Origin of the sequence: Oceanobacillus picturae, assembly GCF_000612865.1 — a bacterium.
Lineage (GTDB): Bacteria > Bacillota > Bacilli > Bacillales > Amphibacillaceae > Oceanobacillus_B > Oceanobacillus_B jordanicus.
Genome location: NZ_CCAX010000001.1, coordinates 364,174 through 389,976 on the forward strand (window position 1 = coordinate 364,174; position 25,803 = coordinate 389,976).

Genomic DNA, 25,803 nt, shown 5'->3' on the forward strand with positions numbered 1-25,803 from the left:
CGTGAAAGACAAGTATTTAACTGTTACTGCATTAACTAGATATTTGAAGCGTAAAATGGATACAGATCCTCACTTAAGAAATGTATGGCTAAGAGGGGAAATTTCTAATTTCAAGCAACATAGTCGTGGACATATGTACATGACAATTAAAGATGAACAGGCCAGAATGCAGTCTGTCATGTTTGCTGGCAATAATCGGTCTTTAAAATTCAGGCCAGAAAATGGAATGAATGTGCTAATCAAAGGTGAAATAAGTGTCTATGAAGCCCATGGACAATACCAGCTTTACATACAGGATATGGAACCGGATGGAATAGGGGCATTATATCTTGCCTATGAGCAGTTAAAAGAAAAGCTAAGCAAGCAAGGCTACTTTAACCCAGAATATAAAAAAGCTCTGCCGCTTTTTCCTGAGCGTATTGGTATCATAACATCACCAACAGGTGCAGCGGTTAGGGATATTATCACCACAATTAAAAGAAGATATCCCATTGCTGCATTAACCGTTATCCCTGTTTTGGTCCAAGGACCTAATGCTGCTAAGTCAGTAGTGGAAGCAATAGAAACAGCAAACAATAGACTCTCCCTTGATGTGCTTATTGTAGGCAGGGGCGGTGGCTCAATTGAAGAACTTTGGTGCTTTAACGAAGAAATAGTGGCAGAAGCTATTTTTAAGTCAACGACCCCTATTATATCGGCGGTTGGTCATGAAACAGACACAACGATTAGTGATTTTGTTGCTGATTTACGTGCTCCAACCCCAACTGCTGCAGGAGAAATTGCCGTACAATCTCAGGATGAGTTGTTTGAAAGCATTAGGAAAAATAGAAAAACGGTACAAAGAGAGCTAGAAAGACTACTAACTACCCACCAGAAAGAGTTGAAGCAATTAAAACAGTCATATGCTTTCAGGTACCCTGAACAGCTTATTAAACAAAAGGAGCAAGCACTAGATACTGCAGTAGACTCTTTAACAAAAGGGGTATCCAACCAGGTTAGAACCCTGCAAGAGCGTTATCGGAATTTGCATAATCGCATTGCCCTCCAACATCCAAATGAAAAAATTAACCGTGCAGGTGACCGTCTTATTGAGATGAAAAAACGGCAAAATGCTAGTATGTCTCAAATATTACAGAGAAAAACCACCGAGTGGAGTAGTCTAATTGACAAATTGACCTTGCTTAACCCGTTAGAGACGATGAAAAGAGGATTCGCCCTTCCATACAGTTCAAAGGGTGAATTAATTAAGTCCGTTAAAGATGTTGAGAAAAAGGATTATATTGAAGTAACATTAGCAGATGGTAAATTAAACTGTCAGGTACAGGATATTGAGGAGGAGAGCAATGACAGATAAACAAGAACTTTCATTTGAAGAGGCAATGAAGGAGTTGGAAAGCCTAGTTGAAAAATTAGAAGAGGGAGATGTCCCATTAGAAAGAGCCATCACGTATTATCAGGATGGAATGAAGCTTTCTAAACTTTGTAATGACAAGTTAAAAAATGTGCAAGAAAAGATGACAACTATTATGAATGAGCAAGGAGATTTAGAACCTTTTCATGTAGAGGGGGAAGAGTGATTTTGACGGACTTAAGTTTATATATCGATCGTAATAAGGAACTGGTTCAAAAAGAATTAATAAACCAGCTTGATCAACAAACAATTCCTGAGGTACTTAAAGAATCTATGCTATATTCTGTGGAAGCTGGCGGGAAAAGACTTAGACCAATCCTGCTATTAGCAAGCTACGAGGCTTATGCGGATAAACTTGAGAAGGCCTTGCCAACTGCTGTTGCCCTTGAAATGATTCATACCTACTCCCTTATCCACGATGATTTGCCAGCTATGGATAATGATGATTTTCGGAGAGGGAAACCTACGAACCATAAAGTCTTCAATGAAGCCACAGCAATTTTAGCTGGTGACGCTCTTCTTACATACAGTTTTGAAATAGTGGGAACTGATACAGGTCTCTCTGATGAACAAAGAATTCGCTTAGTCAGAATGCTTGCACAAGTAAGTGGTCCTACTGGGATGGTAGGTGGACAATTACTTGACATGGAAGCAGAAGATCGCGCGGTTTCTCTAGAAGAGTTAGAACGGATTCATACATTAAAGACAGGGGAATTGTTAAGGTTTGCTGTCTTTGCAGGCGCATATATTGCTGGTGCGAATGAAAAACAACTTGCAGCATTAGAAAAATTCGCATATTATCTTGGTCTTATTTTCCAAGTGCAGGATGATATTCTTGATGTCACAGGAGACCAAGAAAAACTAGGAAAGCCTGTTGGAAGTGATGAAGAAAATCAAAAGAGTACTTATCCAAAATTACTGGGACTTAAAGGTGCTCAAAATAGAAAAGACTACTATGTAATTGAAGCAAAAAAAGCATTGCAGCTTGCTGGAGCTGAAGGCTCGACTCTAATGGAATTAACCGATTATTTTAGCAATCGTGATTATTAATTTTTCCTTTTTTAATAAACCGTACAGTAAATCAGCAGCAGTATGAAACTTACTGGAAAAACAGCTTAAATAAATGAAAAACGTGCGAGTTTGTGCTATAATAATATTATAAAAGGAATGGTGCAGTATTCTAGTCAGTCTTCCGTTTCTGAAGGCGGGCCTAAAAATTCGCCAAAGGGCACATCGATGAAGTTCCTTGTGTAGGCTTGAGGCGCCCAGCCTTGGGTTTATGCTGGGAGTTAAGGTTTTTGGGCGATCCACAAAGGCATGTGGGCGTTGACCCGATTACCGCGGAGGCCCATCTCTGTAGTAGCGACTAAGCCTAGGAGCTATTATGGAATGGGGTATGAACCTGCACAATATGGTAAGGGACATCATATTTGCAGCGTAGCCTGCCTTGAGTGGTGTTTGAGGGGATTAGAGTCATAGGTAGCAACTCATATGGCCAATGGGTTGACTATTTTCATCTCTATGAAATCAGCACTGCAAAAGAGGCTAGGGGACGGTTAAAGGCTGCTGAGGAAATCTCCTAGACTGTTCGAAGACTTTTAAAAGGGATTATAGTGTGGACTAAGTGGTAATCCAGTCTAGCAATTGGTGACAATGCTAAGATGATTTTAAAGGGGAACCGCCTACATGGCAACATGAGGTAATCATCTGGGAAAACCTACTGGACCTAAGCCACAGTTTTTACCTTTTAAATGACCATTCCTTACTACATATTTTAACAATAAATCGAGGTATGAAATGAATCCCAATATAAAGCGTTCTTTGAAGTTTAGCTTAACCATTGCCGTTATCACTTTTGTGCTAGCGGCTATTTTTTCAGTTATCTCTTCCTCTATTTTAGGAGGGGTAGTTTGGTTTGTAGGATTGTTCATTGTCCTATTAATTGTTCTCATCGGTATTTTATTTGATATGATGGGGATTGCAGCAACAGCAGCAGATGAGACACCTTTCCATGCAATGGCAGCAGAAAGGGTACCTGGAGCTAAGGAAGCAGTTATGATCGTAAGGAATGCTGACAGATTTGCGAGTTTCTGTAATGACGTGATCGGAGATATCTCCGGGATTGTCAGTGGTACGGCTACAGCTATCGTGGTTTTACAGATCGCCAACCTGTTTGGCGAAGGTGATGGTTCTACCCTACAAATTATTCTATCAGTTGTCTTAACAAGTATTGTAGCTGCATTAACAGTAGGTGGGAAAGCATTAGGGAAATATTTTGGGATTAATGCCTCCACAAGAATCATTTTTTTTGCTGGGAAAGTAATATCCCTAGTGGAAAACAAATTAAAAATCACTGTGTTTTCTAACACTACAAAAAATAAGACACGTAATAAAGGACAGACAAGATGACAAAAACAAGATTAGACATACTATTGGTTGAACGGAATTTAATTGAATCTAGAGAAAAGGCAAAGCGAGTCATAATGGCGGGATTGGTTTACTCGGAACAGGAACGCCTTGACAAGCCTGGTATGAAAGTCGATAGTACTATTCCCCTTACTGTAAAAGGTAAGCTTATTCCGTATGTCGGAAGAGGCGGACTAAAGCTTGAAAAGGCTTTAAAATACTTTGGTATATCAGTAAAGGATAAAATAATGGTGGATGTAGGTTCTTCTACAGGTGGTTTCACAGATTGTGCATTACAAAATGGGTTGAAGCGTAGCTATGCAATCGATGTTGGCTATAATCAACTTGACTGGAAGCTACGAAACGATGATCGTGTCGTTGTAATGGAACGAACTAATTTTAGATATGTCACCAAGGATATGCTTCAGGAAGGTACTCCTAATCTTGCTACAATTGATGTTTCCTTTATATCGCTAAGACTTATCTTACCTGTACTGCGCCAATTGCTTGCAGAAAATAGTGATGTAATCGCGTTAATTAAACCGCAATTCGAAGCGGGAAGAGAACAAGTGGGGAAAAAGGGAATTGTTCGTGACAAGAAAGTCCATAAACAGGTATTAAAGGATATTATCCATTTTGCAACAGAGGAAGAGTATGAATTAATTGACCTTACATATTCTCCTATTACAGGTGGAGATGGTAATATAGAATTTCTTGCGCACTTTGGCTGGCGAAAAGAAAAGGAAGGAATACCTGAGTCTCCTGTCGAAATAGAAGAGGTAGTAGAGCATGCACACCATGAGTTCCATACATCACAAGAAAAATAACGGGCTACTGATGTAGGCCGTTTGAGTTTATCCCGGAGCAAGCGTCCGTAAAACTCCCACTTCGAAACATGAAGTGAAACCGTTAGTTTTTAGTGGGAGTAAACGGCCGCTACCCCCCCGATTCGTTCAACTAACAACCAGTGGGGGATGAACAAAAACCCCCACTGATTGAAGTTTCACTTTATAGAAAATGAAGAGGTGTTATATGAGTAAAATACAACGTCATATTAAAATACGTGAGTTAATAACAGAAAATGAAATCGAAACACAGGATGATCTAGTTGATCGTCTAAAGAGATTAGACTATAAAGTCACCCAAGCAACGGTTTCACGTGATATAAAAGAACTCCATCTAGTAAAGGTACCTGCTTCCAACGGAAAATATAAGTACAGCCTTCCAGCAGATCAACGATTTAACCCACTAGATAAGCTAAAAAGGCTCGTCATGGATGCTTTTGTGAAAATTGAACATGCGAGTCATCTGATTATCCTTAAAACACTCCCAGGAAATGCACAAGCAGTTGGCGCTTTAATTGATAATTTGGATTGGGAAGAAATTATGGGGACAATTTGTGGTGACGATACATGCCTAATAATTTGCAGAACAGAGGAGAATGCAGCACTAATTAAAGAACGATTTTTAACGATGCTCTAATGATTATTTCTAAAATGGAGATGAATGTTATATATGTTAACAGAATTATCTATTCGGGATTTTGCAATTATTGATCAAATATCCATAACATTTAATGAAGGGCTAACTGTGCTGACAGGAGAAACGGGTGCTGGTAAGTCTATTATCATTGATGCAGTTCAATTATTAGCAGGTGGCAGAGGATCTGTTGAATTTGTTCGCCATGGAGCAAAAAAGGCTGAGATTGAAGGTTTATTTACTCTAGATAGAAAAGAGCACCCCATCTATCAAGTGGGCAGGGATTTTGGTATTGAGATATCTGATGAACAAGTCGTTCTTCAGCGGACCATTACTTCGAACGGTAAAAGTATATGCCGGGTCAATAGTAAGCTTGTGACTTTAGGTATACTGCGTGAATTTGGAAAAACATTAATCGATATTCACAGTCAGCATGAAACACAGTCTTTAATGGACCCTGAAAGCCATTTAGAATTACTTGACCTTTATGATCCGGAAGCGATGAAAGCTACCAAGAAAGAATATAGCTACCTTTATGAACGTCTTAGTAGTTTAAAGACAAGGTATAAAGAATTAAGCGAAAATGAACAAGAAATGGCACACCGTTTAGATCTACTGGAGTTCCAGCTCCAAGAGCTAGAACAGGCAAACTTGGAACCGAATGAAGATACGGCACTTGAAGAGGAACGAATGTCTTTAGCTAACTTTGAAAAAATTTATACTGCTTTGCAAGATGCTTACAATGCATTATACGGTGAACAAAAAGGACTTGAATGGGTCAACACTGCCCGCACAGCCTTAGATGTAAGCAGTAATTTTGATTCGTTTATTAGTGATAAAGCGGAGGAAATTTCCAATCATTATTATGCCCTGGAGGAATTAACCTATTCTTTGAGGAACTATAGTGAATCACAGCAATATAATCCGGAAAGGCTAAACGAAGTAGAATCCAGATTAAATGAAATCAACAGATTAAAGAAGAAATACGGACCTACCGTTAATGATATTCTTCATTATATGGCGAAGATAGAAGAAGAAATGGAGGAAATCACCAATAAAGATTCCCATCTTGCTAAACTTTCCGAACAAATAGAGGAAGTGAAGAAAGATGCATATCTTGAGGCCAAACAGTTGCATGACATGCGAGTAGAGAACGCGAATGCTCTAATGGATGAAATTAAGAACGAGTTAAAAGATCTATATTTGGAGAAGGCGACCTTTTCAATATCCTTTCAACAAACGAATCACGATGAAGCTAAATTCGGTGAGCAAAAGTTGCATAAGAATGGCTTTGATAGAGTGCGCTTTTTAATTTCTACAAATGCAGGCGAGCCGTTGAAAGATCTTCATAAAGTAGCATCAGGTGGTGAATTATCACGGATTATGTTGGCGCTTAAGAAAATATTTGCCAAACATCAGGGTGTAACTAGCGTTATATTCGATGAAGTAGATACAGGAGTAAGCGGACGTGTGGCTCAAGCTATTGCAGAAAAGATTTATCAAATATCAAGTAGTTCTCAGGTGTTATGTATAACTCACTTGCCACAAGTAGCAGCCATGGCTGATACCCATAAACTCATTGAAAAAGCTGAGAGTAACAACCGTACTGCTACAAAAGTTGAAGAATTGACGACTGATCAACAAGTGGTGGAATTGAGTAGGATGATTACTGGCACAAAGCTTACTGAAACTGCCAAAGACCATGCAAAGGAATTACTTGACATGGCTCTTACATTTAAATCCAAATAAAAAGGATATTTTTTCTTAAAAAGTCAGATGCTATAATAACTGGCTTTTTTATTTTGCTTTAATTAAGTCTTCCGGAACTAATAAGATTTTAATACATATGCAAATTTCTTCCAACCTGTTGTCAATACATACGAGAAAAGCTCCTTTATAAAAGGTTATACCAAAATTAAAGGTGATAAAAAAGGAAATGTTACACATCTTGCTTAGGTTTCACCAGTTTAAAACAAGTCTTGTTCGGTCAAATTAGAAGTACAGAAATAAATAAGTTGGTATGGGTTAGGAACGAGGAGAGTGAATGGAAACTTGAAACCACAAGAAAATAAAATACGACTATGGGTTGGCTCGATATTGTTTGCTTTCGTATTATCCATACCCTTTATATCCCCTGTAAAGCAGTACCTATCCATTCCCGATGAAATCGTTACTTTTCATAACGAGTCTCCGATTGAACTGCCTAATTTAGGAGAAAAATCGCACATTGCCTCAAGCAGTCAAGCTGTACAGGCCGTAGATAGTTCTGTTTTTGAAACGAAAGATTCTGGAAATAGTCAGCTGATGTATGAAGTTGCAGGCTTGCCAATAAAAAAAGTTGATGTCTCTGTCTTAGATGATATGAAAGTAATTCCAGGAGGGCAATCTATTGGGGTACAACTTCACACCCAAGGTGTTTTGGTTGTTGGACATCACTTGGTAAACGTCGCAGATAAGTCATTATCTCCAGGAGAAGAAGCAAAAATTAAGGTAGGCGATATTTTGTTGGAGATTGATGGGAAACCGATAAAAGAAATGAAGGAAGTAAGGCCATTTGTAGAAAAAGCTGGTCAACAAAATAAGTCATTAGATGTAAAAATAAAAAGGGGCAAGGAAATAATTGATACGAAACTGACTCCAGTATTAGACGATAAGGAAGAAGATTATAAAATCGGTCTATATATCAGGGACTCGGCAGCCGGAATTGGTACAATGACGTTTTATGAACCAAAATCGAAGAAATATGGTGCTTTAGGGCATGTTATATCAGATATGGATACGAAAAAACCTATTGAGATACACGACGGTACCATTGTAAAATCAACTGTTACGGCTATAGAAAAAGGAAATAATGGTGTCCCCGGTGAAAAGCAAGCAAGGTTTTCTGTGAAGGAAAACCAAATTGGATCCATCACAAAAAATACACCGTTTGGCATATTTGGTAAGTTGGAAGAGACCATTAAAAATGGTAAAAACGACAAACCTCTGCCAGTAGCTTTATCACACGAAGTAAAAGAAGGTCCAGCAAAGATACTGACCGTACTTGAAGACGAAAAAGTGGAGGAATTTGATATTGAGGTAGTAAGCTCTGTACCTCAAAAATTCCCGGCAACAAAAGGTATGGTCATTCAGGTAACGGATAAGGAGCTCCTGAAAAAGACAGGAGGGATTGTGCAGGGCATGAGTGGGAGTCCTATCATACAGGATGGTAAGATTATTGGGGCTGTTACGCACGTTTTTGTCAATGATCCTACATCAGGATATGGGGTTCATATTGAATGGATGCTTCAAGATGCAGGGGTTAATATTTATAAACAAACTAGGGAAGAGCAAAAGGCGGGCTAAAGTAGTGACTTGTATGGATTAATTCCATTCAAGTCACTTTTTTTGTAATTAACAGAAAACATAACGCCATTATGATATACTTACATTGAAAATATTATTCGACAAATTATGTATAACTTTATCGAATAATATCGTAAATCGTAGTAAAACTTTGATATTTTTAGTATTTGCAAAAAAAGCCAAAGTTTTTTAAATAAATAAAGGATATTTAGAAGTTGTGTAGAATAAGTAAGAATAAGAAGAGTTACTACATAAAGGAGGAGCTTTTGAGTGGATAAAATATCAGTATGTTTGGTCGATGATAACAGGGAGTTAGTGCAGTTAATGGAGGATTACTTTGAAGAGCAAGAAGATATCGAGGTAATTGGTACAGCATTTAATGGCAGAGATTGTCTTACAATGTTAGAAGACCATGAACCCGACGTGTTAATATTAGATATTATTATGCCACATGTTGACGGTCTTGCCGTTTTAAATACAGTTCGTGGAATGGATGGCAATAAGCCAAACGTAATTATGCTAACGGCATTTGGGCAAGAGGAAGTAATGAAAAAGGCCGTAGATTTAGGTGCATCCTATTTTATATTAAAACCATTTGATCTTGACAATTTAGCTGATCAGGTTCGTCAGGTTCAAGGAACAAACTCAATGCCTTCTGCCGCCAAAAAGGTGGTACGTAAAGAGAAAAAGAAGCAAGACCTTGAAGCTAGTATAACCAATATTATTCATGAAATTGGTGTGCCAGCACATATTAAAGGCTACATGTATTTGCGAGAGGCAATTACAATGGTATATAACGACATAGAATTACTTGGTTCTATCACCAAGGTTCTTTATCCGGATATTGCTAAGAAATTTAACACAACAGCCTCCCGTGTTGAGAGGGCGATTCGTCATGCGATTGAAGTAGCTTGGAGCAGGGGAAATATAGATTCAATTTCCGCTTTATTTGGTTATACTATCTCCATTACAAAAGCAAAGCCAACCAATTCCGAATTTATCGCGATGGTTGCAGATCGTTTGAGATTAGAGCATAAAGCGAGTTAAAATAACTTGATAAAAGAAAAAGATGATTCGCCTGCTAGCGAATCATCTTTTTTCTTTAAAGAGTTAAGTGAGTCTGCAAATTATTGCAGTGGTATACTACTTAATCAAAAAACACATGATATAGCGATTCTACAGAACGGTTAAGGTCCTCTGCTTTTATCCCAAACATCATAGAAACCTCGGAAGAACCCTGGTTAATCATTTCAATATTCACATTTGCACTTGCAAGCGCGGTAGTTGCCTTTTGTGCAACACCAACAGTGCTGACTAAGCCTTCACCTACCACCATAATCATGGCTAAGTCCCTGTGCATGATGATCGTATCAGGATGTAGCTCATCGTATATACGCTTCGTTATATTAGCTTCTTTCTCTTTTGTTAGCTTGCTATCACGTATAATGACGGACATATCATCAATACCAGAGGGTGCATGCTCAAACGAGACTCCTTCATCCTCTAAGATGTTCAATAGTTTTCTACCAAAGCCAATTTCTCTGTTCATAAGGTATTTACTTACATACAAACTGCTAAACCCGGTGTCACTTGCAATACCAACGACACACTTTTCATCTTGTTTTTTCTCAGCTACAATATTTGTTCCTGGCAAGTGTGGTTTATTTGTATTTTTAATACAGACCGGAATCTGTTCTTTAAAAGCTGGTATAAGTGCTTCATCGTGAAAAACAGAGAACCCCGCATAGGAAAGTTCCCGCATTTCTTTATATGTTAATGTCCTAATTTCCTTTGGGTTTGCTACAATGGTTGGGTTAACCGCATAAACGGAATCCACATCTGTAAAATTTTCATAGAGGGTTGCTTTTACTCCTGCTGCCACAATGGATCCCGTTATATCAGAACCACCTCTAGAGAAAGTCATCAATTCGCCTTGCTCTGTGTATCCGAAAAAACCAGGTATAACTAATATTCCGACTTTTTCACGTAAATTGTATATTCTTGCAAAGCTATCATCCAGAATTTGTGCATTACCTGGGTCATTACTCACAATAATGCCAGCATCCTTTGGGTTAATATAAGAAGCAGCTAACCCAATCGAACAAAGATAAGCGCTAAGAATTTTTGCCGAACTATCTTCCCCAATAGACTTTAGGGCATCTAGTTTGGAGATTGAAGATGTGTCTTGACCTATTACGGATTTAATTGTTTGTTCAATGTCCTCTAACAGAGTTATATCAAGCGAAAGTTCTTCTGTTATCTCTCTAAACCGATCGATGACTCTCTCATAGCATTGCTCATATGATTCACCATTTATGTATGCTTCACCGAGCTGAATTAACAAATCGGTTATTTTTACATCATCAGGTGTCCTTTTACCTGGAGCAGAGACGACAATAATTTTTCTTGCGGGGTCCTCTTGAATTATATTACCCACTTTTTGAAGTTGGGTTGCTGTTGCCATCGAGCTTCCCCCAAATTTTGCTACTTTCATAAAAAGCCTCCTGAATCAATAATTTTTATATAAAATAATAACACATATCAAGAAATATGGACACTAAAAAATTTACCGCTTTGAGCTAGAAGTTTAAAGGTAGAACCTTGTCCCCATAAAAAAAGATGGCTACTTGTCCATCTTTTTTGTTTGTTCTTTGCTTTTTTGTCTTTTCCGATCTCGATAAACAATAAAACCTCCGATAAAACCTAAGCCTGCAATGAAAAAGAGAAGACCGACGACAAATTGTATACCTGTATGTAGGAAAATAGGATAGAATTCAGAAAAAAGTGCGTCTCTCATAAGTTTAATGCCAAATGCGGCAATAATACCTGGAATAAAGAGAACAATTAAAGCAAGTGATCTACTCATATGGTGATTTCTCCTTGGATATCTTATTGCTTTCTATTATATCAGAGGTTGTACGCTAAATGTACCCTTAAGGTATTTGCCAAATTATGCAGGATAGCGTATTATAGAACTGTGCAAATTAATGCAAGGTGGGATGAGATGAAGCGTGTACTTATCGTTGGGGCAGGTAAAGGCGGTAGTATTCTGTTAAACATACTATATCAGGCAAACCAGATGAATATTGTAGCAGTAATTGATGTTGACAAACAGGCTGAAGGTTTAGAAGTTGCCCAAAAGTATGGAATTGAAATAGGTCATGACTGGAAAAAGTGGATAGATAAAGATATAGATATTGTGATTGAAGCAACAGGTAAAGAACAGATACTGGATGAAATCGTTGACAAACGTAACAGAAAAACTGTTGTGATCCCAGGAAGTGTTGCATACATAATTTCGGAGCTTTTTAACGAGAAAGAAGCCTTGCTTGAACGCATAAAGCTCCAGATGAACAATCAACATCTTATTTTAAATAACATTCGAGACGGAATGATTGTTGTTAATAACCAAGGTGTTGTTCAGTTTGTGAATAAAAGTGCTGAACAAATTGTTGGCCTAGCGAAAAAACAAGTAGAAGGGAAATATATCCAGACCGTTATACCAAATACTCGTCTGCCAAAGATTCTTCGTAATAAGCGTAAAGAGGTAAACCAAAAATTAACGCTTGATAACGGGAAACAGATCATTACTACGAGAATTCCTGTTATAGACGCTGAGCAAAATTTGGTTGGTGCGTTTGCTGTTTTTAAAGATATTACAGAGGTTGTGAACCTTGCTGAGGAAAATACGGACCTAAATGAGATAAAAACGATGCTTGAGGCAATTATTCATTCTTCTGATGAAGCCATCACCGTCGTGGATGAAAACGGGAATGGGATGATGATTAACCCTGCATATACACGAATCACTGGATTAAAGGAAGCTGATATAATCGGTAAACCGGCAACAGTGGATATTTCCGAAGGGGAAAGCATGCATTTAAAGGTACTCCAGACCCGAAGAGCTGTTAGAGGGGTTAGAATGAAAGTTGGCCCCGGACGTAAGGATGTTTATGTTAATGTAGCACCTATCATCGTGGATGGCAAAATTAAGGGTAGCGTCGGTGTTTTACATGATGTCTCAGAAATTCAATCACTTACCAGTGAACTAAGACGGGCCAGACAAATCATTCGTAACCTTGAAGCAAAATATACATTCCGAGACATTCTTGGGGATTCAGTAGAAATGAAGCTAGCTTTGGAGCAGGCAAAGGTAGGGGCAAAAACACCAGCAATTGTACTGCTAAGAGGTGAGTCAGGTACTGGGAAGGAACTATTTGCCCATGCAATTCATAATGAAAGTGACAGGAAGCATAATAAATTCATCCGAGTAAATTGTGCAGCTATTGCTGAATCAATTTTGGAAAGTGAGTTATTTGGTTACGAAGAGGGAGCGTTTTCAGGAGCAAAGCATGGTGGGAAAAAGGGCTACTTTGAAGAAGCAAATAACGGTAGTATTTTCCTTGATGAAATCGGGGAGCTATCATTAAATATGCAAGCGAAATTATTGCGTGTGTTACAAGAACAAGAGATTGTGCGGGTAGGTGGCACAGAGCCAATTAGCATAAACGTTCGTATTATTGCTGCGACAAATGTTAACCTTGAAAAAGCGATAATAAAAAAATCATTTCGTGAAGATCTCTATTATCGGTTGAACCGCCTTCCAATTTATATCCCTAGACTAAAGGAGAGGTTATCGGACCTGCCCGTGCTTGTTCAGCATATGATCTTAAAAATCAATGAAGATTATGGACGAAACATCCAATCGATTTCGGATGAAGCACTGAGTAAGTTAAAGAACTACCATTGGCCAGGTAATATTAGAGAGCTAGAAAATGTAATTGGACGTGCCATGATATACATGGATATGTCGCAGGAAGAGATAAAAGCAAAAGATCTTCCTGATCTTCAGTCAGCTCGGATAGAAACAGACACTCAGAATTTTATTCCAAGGCAAGGACAACCGCTCCAAGAGGCCATGGAAAAATTTGAACGTACTTATATATATGAAACATACAAACAAAACAACTTTAATAAGACAAAAACAGCTAAGGATTTAAAAATTTCCATTCGTAATCTTTATTACAAAATGGAAAAATATAAAATTGAAAAGAACGACATGCAATAGTTTGCATGTTTGCATGCTCGCGTCAAGTCAACAATACCTTGATTTCGCATTAATACGGCAAAAGAAAGTTGGCATGAAATTTGCTACATATTTAATGGGCAGACAGGAGGGCAAACGTGAAAAGTTTAGTTACGCTTATATCAACCAATCGAAATACAGAAAACAGAAAAACCGTTTCCATTGCAAATGCAGGAGATAAAGAAGTGTTACTGGCTGTACGTGATGCTTTAGAACAAGATTTATGTTCATTTATACTATTCGGTAGCGTGGAGAAAATCAAAGATGCAGCGAAAAAGGTTAGCCTTGATTTAGACAATCCTTTTATTATTGTTAAAGACACTGCAACACGTGAGGAAGCGGCACAAGCTGCTGTTAAGGCAGTTTCACGACAAGAAGCAGATGTTTTGATGAAAGGAAATATTGCCACAAATATCCTATTAAAAGCTGTTTTAAATAAGGAATTTGGACTCAGAACAGGAAACATTTTATCACATGTTGCGCTTTTTGAAATTCCTGGTCGTGAACGTTTGGTATTTTTGACAGATCCAGCAATGAACATCGCTCCAAATTTGAAGGAAAAAGCCGAAATCATTAAAAATGCTGTAATGGTAGCGAGAGGCATCGGTTTAGAGACACCAAAGGTCGCGGTTCTAGCTCCTGTTGAAACAGTGAACGAAGCGATGCAGTCTACTGTTGATGCAGCATTACTTACACAAATGCAAAAACGTGGCCAAATTAAAAATTGTATTGTTGATGGTCCATTAGCTTTTGATAATGCTGTTTCTACTGAAGCAGCTAAGCATAAAGGTATCCAATCTGAAGTAGCAGGGGATCCAGATATTTTGTTGGTACCGACAATTGATGTTGGCAATGCACTTTATAAATCATTTATTTATTTTGCAGGTGCAAATGTGGCAGCTATGGTTAGTGGTGCAAAAGCACCAATTGTTTTACCGTCGAGATCAGATGATGCAAAGAGTAAATTATACTCATTGTCTTTAGCTTTAGCTACTACAACTACTTTTTAGGAGGAATTTGTAATGGAAATATTTACTTATATGGAGAAATATGATTATGAACAACTTGTTTTTTGTCAGGATAAGAGCTCTGGATTGAAGGCTATTATAGCTATACATGATACAACATTAGGACCTGCACTTGGTGGTACAAGAATGTGGACATATAAATCTGAAGAAGAAGCGATTGAAGATGCACTTCGACTTGCTAAAGGCATGACATATAAAAATGCAGCTGCAGGATTAAATCTGGGTGGAGGGAAAACCGTTATTATCGGGGATCCGAAAAAAGATAAAAATCCAGAAATGTTCCGTGCCTTTGGTAGATATATTCAGGGGTTAAATGGTCGTTATATTACGGCGGAGGATGTTGGAACTACTGTCCATGATATGGATTTAATTCACCTTGAGACAGATTTTGTTACAGGAATTTCACCTGAATCAGGTTCATCAGGCAATCCTTCACCTGTCACTGCATACGGCGTTTACAAAGGAATGAAAGCAGCAGCTATGGAAGCTTATGGTAGTGATTCATTAGAAGGCAAAACAGTTGCTATACAGGGAGTAGGTAATGTTGCATACGCGCTCTGTGAATTCCTACATGAGGAAGGTGCGAAACTTATTGTAACGGATATCAATAAACAATCTGTTGAGAGAGCCGTAGAGGCATTTAATGCAACAGCGGTTGACCCGGATGACATCTATGATGTTGATTGTGATATTTATGCACCTTGTGCATTGGGGGCAACGGTTAACGATGATACAATAAATCGATTAAAAGCAAAAATTATAGCTGGATCAGCAAATAATCAACTTAAGTCTTCTAAGCATGGTGACATCATCCATGAAAAAGGTATCGTTTATGCCCCTGATTATGTTATAAATTCTGGCGGTGTTATTAATGTTGCGGACGAACTCGTTGGATATAATCAAAAACGGGCCATGAAAAAAGTTGAAACAATATATGATAGCTTAACTAGGGTATTTGAAATTTCCAGAACAGATAATATCCCAACATATGTTGCTGCTGATCGTATGGCAGAAGAGCGTATTGAAGCGAAAAAAAATTCAAGAAGCCAATTCTTACTAAATGACCACCATATCCTGAGCAGAAGGTAATCGTGTGTGCAATGGAGGGTAATAACTTGGAATCAAATTACAGAAACTTAGTCATTAATCCTGGCTCTACTTCTACTAAAATTGGGGTTTTTGAGAATGACATATGTATTTTCGAAAAGTCAATACGACATAGTGGGGAAGATTTAAGCCAGTATTCCAATATCATGGATCAATATGATTTTAGAAAAAACGTTATTCTTGAACAATTGGACTATGAAGGCATTAACATTTCCAAATTGAGTGCTGTTTGTGGCAGGGGTGGTTTATTACAACCTATTGAAGGTGGAACTTATAAGGTGAATGACATCATGCTACATGACTTGCAAACAGGTTATAATGGGGAACATGCTTCAAACCTTGGAGGGATTATCGCTAATGAAATTGCCAGTGGGTTAAACATCCCTGCATTTATAGTCGACCCGGTGGTTGTCGATGAACTTGCTGATATCGCACGATACTCCGGAGTGCCTGAAATACCAAGAAAGAGTATTTTCCATGCTTTAAACCAAAAAGCTGTAGCGAGAAAAGCTGCCCATGATGCGGAAAAAGCATATGAAGAGATGAATATGATTGTCACACATATGGGCGGTGGAATAACCATAGGGGCCCATAAAGGTGGCAAAGTAATAGATGTGAACAACGGACTACATGGGGATGGCCCATTTTCTCCAGAACGTGCAGGAACTGTTCCAGCAGGTGACCTCGTTTCCCTATGCTTCTCTGGAGAGTACTACGTTGATGAAATTATGAAAAAAATAGTAGGGCAGGGTGGCCTAATGGCATACCTTGAAACAAACGATGCAGTAGAAGTAGAAAAGCGAATTGCAACCGGAGATACATACGCAGAAGAAGTATATGAAGCGATGGCTTATCAAATCGCAAAGGAAATCGGGTCCATGGCTTCCGTTCTTCAGGGTAGAGTAGATTTAATCGTACTTACGGGTGGGTTGGCTTATGGGAAAACCTTCACCGAAATGATTATGAAACGGGTAAAGTGGATTGCTGACACAGTCGTATACCCTGGTGAAAATGAATTAGAGGCACTTAACGAAGGTGTTCTTCGAGTGCTTCGGGAGCAAGAAGAACCTAAAGTTTATCCTAATGATGACAAAGAGGAGCGATTCTTGTATGGCAAAAGAATATGATTTAGTCATTCTTGGCGGAGGAACGGGCGGCTATGTGGCTGCTATTCGTGCTTCCCAACTAGGAATGCAAGTAGCAGTCGTGGAAAAAGGAGAATTAGGTGGAACATGCCTGCATAGAGGCTGTATTCCATCAAAAGCTCTTTTAAGAAGCGCAGAGGTATTTAGACAGACAAAAGAAGCTGCCGAGTATGGTGTGGAAACGAAGGATCCGAGCTTAAACTTTAATAAAGTACAAGAACGAAAGAATAAAATTGTTGATACATTGCATAAAGGTGTACAAGGATTAATGAAAAAAGGGAAAATTGATGTTTTCCAGGGCTATGGCCGTATTTTAGGACCAAGTATTTTTTCTCCAATGCCTGGAACCATATCCATTGAATATGCTAACGGCGATGAAAATACTATGATCGTCCCTAAGAATGTTCTTATCGCAACTGGCTCTAAACCTAAATCACTTCCTGGATTGGAACTGGACGGGGAATTGGTCATGAGTTCTGATGATGCTTTAAAAATGCAAACTCTCCCTGAGTCTATTCTTATTGTTGGAGGCGGCGTTATTGGCGTTGAATGGGCTTCTATGCTGACTGACTTTGGGGTAAAGGTGACTGTCTTGGAATATGCGACACAAATCTTACCAACAGAGGACAAGGATGTTGCTTCAGAGGTTGAAAAGCAATTGAAAAAAAGAGGAGTAACGTTTGTTAAAGGTGCAAAGGTTCTTCCTGATAGTCTTGAACTTAACAGCAATGTAACTATTTCAGCAGAAAAAGCGGATGCCGTGGAATCCTATACTGCTGATAAAATGCTTGTGTCTGTCGGACGTGAAGCAAATACAACCAACATTGGAATAGAAAACACGGACATTGTATTAGAAAATGGCTTTATCAAAACAAATACATTCTTCCAAACGAAAGAATCACATATATACGCAATTGGAGATGTTATTGGTGGAATGCAACTTGCTCATGTGGCATCACATGAAGGTATTGTAGCTGTCGAGCATATGGCAGACGAAAAACCTCTTGCATTAGAATATGATAATATTTCTTCTTGTATCTATTCAAGCCCTGAGGCGGCAAGTGTAGGTCTAAGCGAGAAACAGGCTACTGAAAAAGGGTATGACGTAAAGGTTGGAAAGTTTCCTTTTAAAGCAATTGGTAAAGCATTGGTTCACGGGGAATCAGAAGGCTTTGTGAAAATAGTTGCAGACAAGAAAACCGAGGACTTGCTTGGTATCCATATGGTTGGTCCTCATGTAACGGATCTTATCTCAGAAGCTGGACTTGCAAAAGTGTTGGATGCTACACCATGGGAGTTAGCTCATACAGTACACCCGCATCCGACACTTTCCGAAATAGTTGGAGAAGCTGCTTTAGCAGTAGAAGGAAAGCAGATACATGGGTAAAAGATAGTTTTAATGAAAAAGGAGGCTATTAAGTTGGGAAAAAAACGTCATGAAGCGTTAGGATTGACTGATGATCAGGTTATTGAAATGTTTAGAACCATGCTGCTTGCTAGAAAATTGGATGAGCGTATGTGGCTTTTAAATCGTGCTGGTAAAATTCCGTTTGTTATTTCCTGTCAGGGACAGGAGGCCGCTCAGGTAGGGGCTTCCTTTGCACTAGATCGGGAAAAAGATTACACGGCACCATATTATAGAGATATGGGTGTGGTTCTAGCATTTGGTATGACCGCAAAAGAGTTGATGTTATCAGGTTTTGCAAAAGCTGAGGATCCTAACTCGGGTGGAAGACAGATGCCTGGACATTTTGGCCAGAAAAAGAACAGGATTTTAAGTGGTTCTTCCCCAGTAACTACACAAGTACCACATGCAGTAGGCGTGGCACTAGCTGGAAAAATGGAAAAGAAGGATTTTGTTTCTTTTGTAACTCTTGGAGAAGGTTCATCTAATCAAGGGGACTTTCATGAAGGATTGAACTTTGCAGGGGTACATAAGCTCCCTGTTATTACAATGGTAGAAAACAATAAATATGCGATATCTGTTCCAATAGAGAAACAAATAGCGAGCAAAAATGTTTCTGACCGTGCGATTGGTTATGGGATGCCTGGAGTGACGGTTGACGGTAATGACCCGTTAGCTGTATACGAAGCTGTTAAAGAAGCAAGAGAAAGGGCGATCAACGGAGAAGGCCCGACCCTAATTGAAGCAGTTTCATACAGACTTACTGCACATTCAAGTGATGATGATGATCGTCAGTATCGCGAAAGTGATGAAGTGGAAGAAGCAAGGAAGAAGGATTCTATTATTACTTTTGCTGCGTACTTAAAGGAAAATGGTGTGTTAAGTGATGAATCGGAAAAAGAAATGATAGACGAAATTAACTCTATTGTAAATGAAGCAACTGACTATGCTGAGAACGCAGCATATGCTGAAGCGGAACATGCATTAAAATATGTTTATGAAGAGTAGGGAGGGAATAGAAACATGCCAGTAATGTCGTATATTCAAGCAGTGACAGCTGCACTAAAAGAAGAAATGCAACGCGATGAAAAAGTATTTGTTTTGGGAGAAGATGTAGGGAAAAAAGGCGGCGTATTCCGCGCAACAGATGGACTTTATGATGAATTTGGAGAAGCGCGCGTGCTTGACACACCGCTTGCTGAGTCTGCAATTGCAGGTGTAGGGATTGGGGCAGCAATGTACGGAATGCGTCCAGTTGCGGAAATGCAATTCGCTGACTTTATTATGCCTGCCGTCAACCAAATTATCTCAGAAGCTGCAAAGATGCGCTACCGTTCAAATAATGATTGGAATGTTCCGATGACGATTCGTGCCCCATATGGCGGAGGAGTCCACGGAGCGCTTTATCATTCTCAGTCGATTGAAGCGGTTTTTGCTAATCAGCCTGGTTTAAAGATTGTTATGCCCTCTACTCCTTATGATGTAAAAGGACTGTTAAAAGCATCTATTAGGGACAATGATCCTGTCCTTTTCTTAGAGCATAAAAGAGCGTACCGGTTACTTAAAGGTGAGGTTCCTGAAGATGACTATGTACTCCCGATCGGCAAGGCAGATGTGAAGCGAGAAGGCTCTGATATAACCGTTATTACGTATGGTTTGTGTGTCCATTTCGCTCTACAAGCTGCTGAAAAACTTGCAGAAGAAGGAATCGATGCTCATATTCTAGATTTACGAACTGTTTATCCATTAGATAAAAAAGCCATAATAGAGGCAGCTCAAAAAACGGGTAAAGTACTTCTTGTAACGGAAGACAATAAAGAAGGAAGCATTATTGGGGAAGTAGCAGCTATTGTTGCCGAAAACTGTTTATTCGATCTTGATGCACCAATTAAGCGTCTTGCTGGCCCAGATGTGCCATCCATGCCTTATGCCCCAACTATGGAGAAGTATTTTATGATGAACCCGGATAAAGTAGAAAAAGCGATGCGAGAACTTGCAGAATTTTAAACTTGAAGGAGGATTGAATAATGGCTTCGGAAAAAATTAACATGCCCCAGTTAGGGGAAAGTGTAACAGAGGGAACAATAAGCTCTTGGCTTGTCCAAGTAGGCGACAAAATAAATAAATATGACCCAATTGCAGAGGTACTCACAGATAAAGTGAATGCAGAAGTACCTTCTTCTTTCACTGGTACCATTAAAGAGCTCGTTGCCGAAGAAGGGCAAACCATTGCAGTCGGTGATTTAATGTGCTACATCGATACAGAAGACGGTGCAGTCGATGCAACACAGGCTGTGAATAAAGAAACGGATGAAGCTCCAAAAGAAACGACAGAGGAACCGAATCAAGATCAATCCATGAAAAAACGTTATTCACCTGCAGTGCTCCGCCTAGCACAAGAGAATGATATTGATCTTGACCAAGTTACTGGTTCTGGTCAAAAAGGTAGGATAACACGGAAAGATATTGAAAACTACTTGTCAAATGGAAAACCAAAAACGACAAGCAGTAATCAAGAAGTTTCTTCTAAGCCTTCTCAAGCTCAGTCAGTGCCAGTTGTAGAAAAAGCTCCTTCTTCCGCACCTGTTTCAGATATGCAACAAGGAGATATTGAAATCCCTGTAACAGGGGTACGAAAAGCAATTGCGCAAAACATGGTACGATCTAAACAGGAGATTCCTCATGCATGGATGACTGTGGAAGTAGATGTTACAGATTTGGTCACATATCGTAACCAAATTAAAGATGATTTTAAGAAGAAAGAAGGATTCAGCCTTACGTTCTTTGCTTTCTTTGTAAAAGCAGTTGCTCAGGCTTTGAAAGAATATCCTCAATTAAACAGTATGTGGGCTGGAGATAAAATCATACAGAAAAAGGCAATCAACCTCTCCATTGCTGTAGCAAAAGATGAAGAATTATTTGTCCCGGTAATAAAGAATGCTGACGAAAAGAGTATTAAAGGAATTGCCAAAGATATTACTGAACTGGCAGGTAAAGCGAGGAAAGGTAAATTAACAGGGGACGACATGAAAGGTGGTACATTTACGGTAAATAATACTGGTTCGTTTGGGTCAATTAGTTCAATGGGTGTCATTAACCACCCGCAGGCTGCCATTTTACAAGTAGAATCGATCGTAAAGCGTCCAGTTATTGTCGACAATATGTTTGCAGCTAGAGATATGGTTAATCTATCTTTATCCCTTGACCATAGAGTATTAGATGGTTTAGTTTGTGGGAATTTCCTCTCCTATCTGAAGACAACGTTAGAAAATATGAATGAAAAGACAATGAGTATTTACTAAATCAGCGAGCATAGTATTTTGTTAATCTTAATAAATTGATAAATCAAGTGAAACTTGGTATGCTGTTTACAAGATTTGATAGAACTAATTTAACGTAAGGGGTTGGATTTCGTATGGATTTCAACATTTTTATGAATGATGTTGTCAATGCAGCACGTGAAGATATAACTGAAGCAGGATACGAAGAGTTGAAAACACCAGAAGATGTAGATCAAGCAGTTGCTCGTAAAGGGACGACCCTTGTGATGGTGAATTCTGTTTGTGGATGTGCTGGAGGAGTAGCTCGCCCAGCTGCAGCTAATTCTGTTCATTATGACAAACGACCAGATCATTTAGTTACTGTTTTTGCCGGTCAAGACAAGGAAGCTACGGAAAAAGCACGAAGCTATTTTGAAGGATATCCTCCTTCATCACCTTCCTTCGCATTTTTGAAAGATGGGGAGATTGTAACCATGTTAGAAAGACATGATATAGAAGGTCATAGCGCGATGGACGTTGTAGGCAGATTGCAATCCATATTTGATGAACACTGTGAAGAAATTTAACGCTCTTTTTGCTTGTTTTAATAAGCAAAAAGTGTATATTAGAAAGAGGCTGTCGCTATTTATTTAGGTCAGCCTCTTTTTTCACGTTTCATGCATAAGAGAAACGTGAATATTCGTTACAAAACGAATATGCCGTAAAGCATTGCGAGTTAAAGGAGTTATAAAAGTGAAGATCGGCTATAGAACGATAAAAACGGCAATAGGTACACCTCTTGCCATATCTATTGCTCAATTTCTTGGTTTATCAAATTTTGTTTCAGCAGGAATTTTAACTATTCTTTGTATCCAGCCCTCAAGGAAACAATCTTTTCTAAGTGCCTGGAACCGTTTTTTGGCTTGTGTACTAGCAAGTGTTTTTTCATTAGTATTCTTCGAGATCATTGGCTACCATCCTGTTTCAGTGGGTTTGATGCTAGCGGTATTTATACCGACGACTGTTTATTTGAAAATCACCCAGGGAATTGCTACAAGCTCTGTAATTATTTTAAATTTATATAGTGCCTCTGGGATAGATTTGAATTTTTTAACAGATCAGTTTGTCCTGATCATTGTGGGAATCGGTACAGGGCTATTGTTAAATTTATACATGCCAAGCTTGGATAAAAAGTTAAAAAATAAGCAAAACAGAGTGGAAAGTAACTTCCAGACTATTTTGTATGAGGTAGCTTTATATATCCGGAATAAAGAGATACATTGGGATGGCAAGGAAATATCCGAGACAGAACAGCTTCTTGAGGAAGCTTTTGATCTAGTAGAGCGGGACAAAGAGAATCATCTATTGCGAAACAAGCACCCATATAAGGATTATTTTTATATGCGACAGCGACAATTTGAATTATTGAAAAGGATGTTACCACTCGTAACGAAATTACCAAATAAAATTTCCATCTCTGAGAAAGTTGCTGTTTTCTTTGAAAGCTTATCAAAGGCTGTTCATCCAGGTAATACAGCCATCTTGTACTTAGAGGAACTAACTAAACTACAAAAAGAGTTTGATGAGGAAGAACTGCCTGAAACACGCGAGGAATTTGAAACCCGTGCTAATCTGTTTCGCCTTCTCCATGAAATAGAAGACTACTTAGTATTGAAACAGAAATTTAAAAAGAGCGACATCCAACATAAAAAAGAGGCAAAATCTAAAGCAAAAGCGTAATGCGCCGTTAAAAAAGTGTCGTTGCTATTTTTCTCATTAAAAAAGACTGAAATCCATTTGATTTCAGTCTTTTGCCGATTAATTATATAAACATTGCCAGTCCAGCAGTTAATGTTGAGAGTACCATTGCAATAATCATAATGTAAACGATGACTGTAGTCCTTCTTTGACGCTTTGATTTTTTTGCAGCCATTTTCTTTCCCCCTTTGAACCCTTCTGTTACTTGTATTTTATCGTGAAAACCGGATTTGGACAAGTAAAAGTTGAAAAGAACTAAATGTTGCAAAATATAAAGTTATCCTCCAAGAATTTGAAGCATATTAATCTTCTTATAGTAGAGAAAATTTTAGGAAGAAGCAGAAATAGGAGGGAGAACATTTTTATGGACTTTTGTGCGAGAACAAAAGCTACAGCCGACGACAGAACTATGTCTCTTCCACCAAAGATTTCTCATATTGCAATTGCAGTAAGAGATCTGGATAGAGCATTGCCCTTTTATACAGAAGTCTTAGGATTACAAGTTGTGAGCAAAGAAGAAGTACTCTCTGAAGGGGTTAGAATTGTTCACTTAGAAGCTGAAAATATTTTGATAGAATTATTGGAGCCAAGCCATACAAATTCCCCTGTTCAGTCATACTTAAACAAATATGGTGAAGGCCTTCACCATATTGCCTTTGAAACAAACGACATAGAAAAAGTACTTATAGACTTAAAAGCAAAAGATCTGCCAATAGTCAATGAAGGTGTGAAAAAAGGCGCTAGGAACAGTGATGTTTTATTTATCCATCCAGATGCTACAAATGGTACATTAGTTGAATTCTGCCAATATAGAAGGCGTAGAGAACAATGACCCCATCCAAGTACATAAAAGAGCTAGCTAGCAAACGAGAACAAGTGGAAACAGGTGGAGGAGAAAAGCGAACTTCAAAGCAACATTCTAAAGGGAAGTGGACAGCAAGAGAACGTCTGACCTATTTACTTGATCCGGGTAGTTTTATAGAAATCCAGCCTTTTTTAACAGAACGAAAATCTAGCAATGATTTAGAATCTTTAAATGGCGATGGGGTTGTTGGTGGCTTTGGTAAAATAGCTGGAAAGGCCGTATATGTTTATGCGCAAGATTTTACAGTATTAGGTGGATCTCTAGGTGAAATGCATGGGAAAAAGATAGCAACAATTCTTGACCTTGCTGGTAAAAATCGTCTTCCTATAATTGGTTTAATTGATTCTGGTGGGGCACGTATTCAAGAAGGGGTTTCCTCATTAGATGGATATGGTCAGATTTTTTACCGAAACGTCCTTTATTCTGGTGTTATACCCCAGATTTCTGTCATAATGGGACCAAGTGCGGGTGGGGCAGTTTATTCTCCAGCATTGACAGACATTGTCATCATGGTAGAAAAAATCTCTCAGATGTTTGTGACAGGACCTAAGGTGATGCAGGAGATTACAGGAGAGCAAATCACGGCCGAGGAACTGGGCGGCTCTTTTATTCACAGCCAAAAAAGTGGAAATGCCCATCTCACAAAACCAACAGAATGGGAAGCATTGGACGCGGTTAAGGAGCTTTTACTGTTTCTACCTGAGCAAAACCAACAAAAAACAAAGCCATTACCAATTAGTGAAGAAAATCATGAGCGACCTAAATTACTCGAATTGGTTCCCTCTGATAGCAAGACAGCCTATGACGTAAGGCGAATAGTTGAGCAAATAGTAGATGCGGATTCCTTTATGGAGATTCAAGACAAATTTGCAAAGAATATTGTAGTAGGTTTTGCTAGGGTGCATGGAATAGCTATTGGATTGGTTTGTAACCAGCCGAAGTATAAAGCCGGGGGACTGGACATCGATGCTAGTGATAAAGCAGCGCGATTTATACGTTTTTGTGATTGCTTTCATGTCCCTCTCATTACTTTAGAAGATGTTACGGGCTTTTTACCTGGGGTAAAGCAAGAGCACGAGGGAATTATTCGGCATGGAGCAAAAATTGCCTATGCCTATGCAGAGGCAACTGTTCCTAAAATCACGGTTATTTTACGTAAGGCATATGGTGGTGCTTTTGTCGCCCTTAATAGTAAATCGCTCGGTGCCGATGTAGTCTACGCTTGGCCGCAGGCTGAAATTGCTGTCATGGGACCAGAAGGTGCAGTGAGTGTTTTAAACAGTGATGAAATAAAGAAATCCCAAAACCCAGAGAACACTAGAGAAGAGAAGATAGTTGCTTATCGAGAAAAGCACGCTAATCCTTATAAGGCTGCTGCCTTAGGGATGATTGATGATGTGATTTTTCCAGAGAAAACGCGCATTAAACTTATTCAAGCTTTAGAAATGATGTATAATAAACAAGTGGAACGACCAGAGAAAAAACATGGTAACATGCCATTATAGTAA

The 25,803-nt window shown here is 38.8% G+C and carries 24 protein-coding genes; 21 read left to right on the top strand and 3 right to left on the bottom strand.

Annotation, left to right across the window (positions count from 1 at the left end):
• Nucleotide 1: 1 nt before the first annotated feature.
• The 9 genes from xseA to spo0A all read left to right on the top strand — a co-directional run bounded on the left by xseA (nt 2) and on the right by spo0A (nt 9,688).
• On the top strand, nt 2-1,354 hold the full coding sequence (gene xseA / locus BN988_RS01870) for an exodeoxyribonuclease VII large subunit (RefSeq protein ID WP_036572666.1): 1,353 nt from the start codon (nt 2-4) through the stop codon (nt 1,352-1,354).
• Nucleotides 1,344-1,577 (top strand): exodeoxyribonuclease VII small subunit, encoded by a 234-nt coding sequence (locus BN988_RS01875; RefSeq protein ID WP_036572668.1) that lies wholly within the window; start codon nt 1,344-1,346, stop codon nt 1,575-1,577. The genes xseA and BN988_RS01875 overlap by 11 nt, the downstream gene beginning before the upstream one ends.
• Complete coding sequence (locus BN988_RS01880; protein WP_051557837.1) at nt 1,577-2,461, top strand: polyprenyl synthetase family protein; 885 nt, start codon at nt 1,577-1,579, stop codon at nt 2,459-2,461. Before BN988_RS01875 ends, BN988_RS01880 begins: the two co-directional genes overlap by 1 nt.
• A 747-nt stretch (nt 2,462-3,208) precedes the next feature.
• Nucleotides 3,209-3,820, top strand: a complete 612-nt coding sequence (locus BN988_RS01885) for a membrane protein (protein ID WP_036572673.1) — start codon at nt 3,209-3,211, stop codon at nt 3,818-3,820.
• Nucleotides 3,817-4,644 carry a TlyA family RNA methyltransferase gene (locus BN988_RS01890; protein WP_036572676.1) on the top strand — a complete coding sequence of 276 codons (828 nt, stop codon included), beginning with the start codon at nt 3,817-3,819 and terminating at the stop codon, nt 4,642-4,644. The genes BN988_RS01885 and BN988_RS01890 overlap by 4 nt, the downstream gene beginning before the upstream one ends.
• Before the next feature lie 205 nt (nt 4,645-4,849).
• Nucleotides 4,850-5,299, top strand: a complete 450-nt coding sequence (gene ahrC, locus BN988_RS01895) for a transcriptional regulator AhrC/ArgR (RefSeq protein WP_036572680.1) — start codon at nt 4,850-4,852, stop codon at nt 5,297-5,299.
• 33 nt (nt 5,300-5,332) lie between these two features.
• Nucleotides 5,333-7,045: a DNA repair protein RecN gene (recN, locus tag BN988_RS01900; RefSeq protein WP_036572683.1), complete on the top strand. Its 1,713-nt coding sequence runs from the start codon at nt 5,333-5,335 to the stop codon at nt 7,043-7,045.
• Between the two features lie 303 nt (nt 7,046-7,348).
• The gene (gene spoIVB / locus BN988_RS01905; RefSeq protein ID WP_036572685.1) at nt 7,349-8,641 is read left to right on the top strand and encodes a SpoIVB peptidase; all 1,293 of its coding nucleotides are present in this window, start codon (nt 7,349-7,351) and stop codon (nt 8,639-8,641) included.
• A gap of 270 nt (nt 8,642-8,911) precedes the next feature.
• Nucleotides 8,912-9,688, top strand: coding sequence for a sporulation transcription factor Spo0A (spo0A, locus tag BN988_RS01910; protein WP_036572687.1), 777 nt, complete (start codon nt 8,912-8,914; stop codon nt 9,686-9,688).
• Between the two features lie 100 nt (nt 9,689-9,788).
• Here the strand turns inward: spo0A and BN988_RS01915 are convergent, their stop codons facing one another.
• The gene (locus tag BN988_RS01915) at nt 9,789-11,135 is read right to left on the bottom strand and encodes an aspartate kinase (RefSeq protein WP_036572689.1); all 1,347 of its coding nucleotides are present in this window, start codon (nt 11,133-11,135) and stop codon (nt 9,789-9,791) included.
• 129 nt (nt 11,136-11,264) lie between these two features.
• Complete coding sequence (locus BN988_RS01920) at nt 11,265-11,507, bottom strand: DUF2627 domain-containing protein (protein ID WP_036572691.1); 243 nt, start codon at nt 11,505-11,507, stop codon at nt 11,265-11,267.
• A gap of 138 nt (nt 11,508-11,645) precedes the next feature.
• Here BN988_RS01920 and BN988_RS01925 point away from each other — a divergent pair, with 138 nt between their 5' ends.
• The 10 genes from BN988_RS01925 to BN988_RS01970 all read left to right on the top strand — a co-directional run bounded on the left by BN988_RS01925 (nt 11,646) and on the right by BN988_RS01970 (nt 23,412).
• A complete protein-coding gene (locus tag BN988_RS01925; protein WP_036572692.1) occupies nt 11,646-13,709 on the top strand; it encodes a sigma 54-interacting transcriptional regulator in 2,064 nt (687 codons plus the stop codon).
• 116 nt (nt 13,710-13,825) lie between these two features.
• Complete coding sequence (gene yqiS / locus BN988_RS01930) at nt 13,826-14,737, top strand: phosphate butyryltransferase (protein WP_051557615.1); 912 nt, start codon at nt 13,826-13,828, stop codon at nt 14,735-14,737.
• 12 nt (nt 14,738-14,749) lie between these two features.
• Nucleotides 14,750-15,844: a branched-chain amino acid dehydrogenase gene (gene bcd / locus BN988_RS01935; protein WP_036572693.1), complete on the top strand. Its 1,095-nt coding sequence runs from the start codon at nt 14,750-14,752 to the stop codon at nt 15,842-15,844.
• An 11-nt stretch (nt 15,845-15,855) separates the two neighbouring features.
• Nucleotides 15,856-16,989, top strand: a complete 1,134-nt coding sequence (gene buk, locus BN988_RS01940) for a butyrate kinase (RefSeq protein WP_036576278.1) — start codon at nt 15,856-15,858, stop codon at nt 16,987-16,989.
• Nucleotides 16,973-18,394: a dihydrolipoyl dehydrogenase gene (gene lpdA, locus BN988_RS01945; RefSeq protein WP_036572694.1), complete on the top strand. Its 1,422-nt coding sequence runs from the start codon at nt 16,973-16,975 to the stop codon at nt 18,392-18,394. Before buk ends, lpdA begins: the two co-directional genes overlap by 17 nt.
• Before the next feature lie 12 nt (nt 18,395-18,406).
• On the top strand, nt 18,407-19,420 hold the full coding sequence (locus tag BN988_RS01950; protein ID WP_036572695.1) for a thiamine pyrophosphate-dependent dehydrogenase E1 component subunit alpha: 1,014 nt from the start codon (nt 18,407-18,409) through the stop codon (nt 19,418-19,420).
• A gap of 15 nt (nt 19,421-19,435) precedes the next feature.
• Nucleotides 19,436-20,419, top strand: a complete 984-nt coding sequence (locus tag BN988_RS01955) for an alpha-ketoacid dehydrogenase subunit beta (protein WP_036572696.1) — start codon at nt 19,436-19,438, stop codon at nt 20,417-20,419.
• A 20-nt stretch (nt 20,420-20,439) separates the two neighbouring features.
• The gene (locus BN988_RS01960) at nt 20,440-21,714 is read left to right on the top strand and encodes a dihydrolipoamide acetyltransferase family protein (RefSeq protein WP_036572698.1); all 1,275 of its coding nucleotides are present in this window, start codon (nt 20,440-20,442) and stop codon (nt 21,712-21,714) included.
• Nucleotides 21,715-21,827: 113 nt separating this feature from the next.
• Nucleotides 21,828-22,259: a BrxA/BrxB family bacilliredoxin gene (locus tag BN988_RS01965; RefSeq protein WP_036572699.1), complete on the top strand. Its 432-nt coding sequence runs from the start codon at nt 21,828-21,830 to the stop codon at nt 22,257-22,259.
• Nucleotides 22,260-22,425: 166 nt separating this feature from the next.
• Nucleotides 22,426-23,412, top strand: a complete 987-nt coding sequence (locus BN988_RS01970) for an aromatic acid exporter family protein (protein WP_036572701.1) — start codon at nt 22,426-22,428, stop codon at nt 23,410-23,412.
• Nucleotides 23,413-23,494: 82 nt separating this feature from the next.
• On the opposite strand, the gene prli42 is transcribed toward BN988_RS01970, so the two are convergent.
• Nucleotides 23,495-23,605, bottom strand: a complete 111-nt coding sequence (prli42, locus tag BN988_RS18770) for a stressosome-associated protein Prli42 (RefSeq protein WP_119574645.1) — start codon at nt 23,603-23,605, stop codon at nt 23,495-23,497.
• Between the two features lie 189 nt (nt 23,606-23,794).
• On the opposite strand from prli42, the gene mce reads away from it, so the two are divergent.
• Together mce and BN988_RS01980 are read left to right on the top strand one after the other, a co-directional pair.
• Complete coding sequence (gene mce, locus BN988_RS01975) at nt 23,795-24,262, top strand: methylmalonyl-CoA epimerase (protein ID WP_051557617.1); 468 nt, start codon at nt 23,795-23,797, stop codon at nt 24,260-24,262.
• Nucleotides 24,259-25,800 (top strand): acyl-CoA carboxylase subunit beta, encoded by a 1,542-nt coding sequence (locus tag BN988_RS01980; RefSeq protein ID WP_036572703.1) that lies wholly within the window; start codon nt 24,259-24,261, stop codon nt 25,798-25,800. Before mce ends, BN988_RS01980 begins: the two co-directional genes overlap by 4 nt.
• Nucleotides 25,801-25,803 lie beyond the last annotated feature (3 nt).